We start from the raw sequence: 1,266 nt of genomic DNA, 5'->3' as shown, positions 1-1,266 counted from the left end.
TGTAGTGGCACACTGAATTTGGCCACCTAATAAGAAATGTTATGATCTCATTCATAGCGAATTTAGGTGACAAAATGAATAAAAGTAAACGTGCACGATATAGCGCAGCGATTAAGCTCGAAACTGCCCAATTAGTCATTGACCAGGGCTATACACAAGAAGCGGCAGCCAAAGCCATGAACGTAGGTAAATCAACGGTCAGTAAGTGGGTAACGCAGCTTCAGGTCGAGCGCAAAGGGCTTGCTCCTAAAGCCTCACCCATGACGCCTGAGCAGATAGAGATTAGGGCACTTAAACGAGAAATTGAGCGGATTAATCTTGAGAAAGAAATCCTAAAAAAGGCTACCGCTCTCTTGATGTCGGACTCGCTGAACACTTCTCGATAATCGAGAAGCTCAATGAGAGCAATAAATATCCTATTTCAGTGTTATGCCATGCATTTAACGTGAACCGCAGTAGTTATCGTTATTGGGTGAGTCATGAGCATATTGTGACGCCAGAGCAGCGACGTTTAGAATGTGAAGTCAAAGCGATACATACGCAAAGCAACCAGTCCGCTGGTGCGAGAAACATTGCCACTATCGCTTCTGAACGGGGTTTTGCACTAAGTCGTTATCGAGCAACTAGGCTAATGAAAAAGCTAGGATTAGTCAGTTGCCAACAACCGAAACATCACTACAAGAAGGCTGGGAAGGAGCATGTCGCTATCCCCAATATACTCGAACGACAATTTGCAGTGGTTGAACCAAACACCGTCTGGTGTGGCGATGTCACTTACATTTGGGCGGGTAATCGCTGGTGCTATTTAGCGGTTGTACTGGACTTGTTTTCCAGAAAAGCGGTGGGTTGGGCAATGTCATTTTCACCAGATACTGAGTTAACGGTGAAAGCACTGGAAATGGCATTTGAATCACGGAGTAAGCCTAAAAACCTGATATTTCACTCAGACCAAGGCAGTCATTACACTAGCCTTAAATACCGTCAACGGCTGTGGAAATATCAAATAACCCAGAGCATGAGTCGCCGAGGTAACTGCTGGGATAATGCGCCAATGGAGCGATTTTTCAGGAGTTTAAAAACGGAATGGGTGCCAACGCAAGGCTATAAGAGTTTTGTTGAAGCTAAACAAGATGTGACTGATTATATTATTGGCTATTACAACCAAGTCAGGCCACATCATTATAATGCAGGATTAAGCCCAAATGAATCAGAGCGAAGATTTTGGGAAGATTCTAAAGCCGTGGCCAAATTTAGTTGACCACTACA

1 protein-coding gene is annotated in these 1,266 nt (G+C 44.2%); it reads left to right on the top strand.

The window, feature by feature from the left end; translation table 11 throughout:
• Window positions 1-74: 74 nt before the first annotated feature.
• Window positions 75-1,258 (top strand): IS3 family transposase gene (locus L5M38_RS24130; RefSeq protein ID WP_263180547.1). Its coding sequence is split into 2 segments (ribosomal slippage): window positions 75-333 and window positions 333-1,258, totalling 1,185 coding nucleotides; the frame shifts between segments, so codons are not numbered across the junction.
• Window positions 1,259-1,266 lie beyond the last annotated feature (8 nt).

It is taken from the genome of Shewanella sp. SM101 (assembly GCF_025654465.1).
Lineage (GTDB): Bacteria > Pseudomonadota > Gammaproteobacteria > Enterobacterales > Shewanellaceae > Shewanella > Shewanella oncorhynchi.
This window is presented reverse-complemented; position numbering and strand designations above follow the sequence as displayed.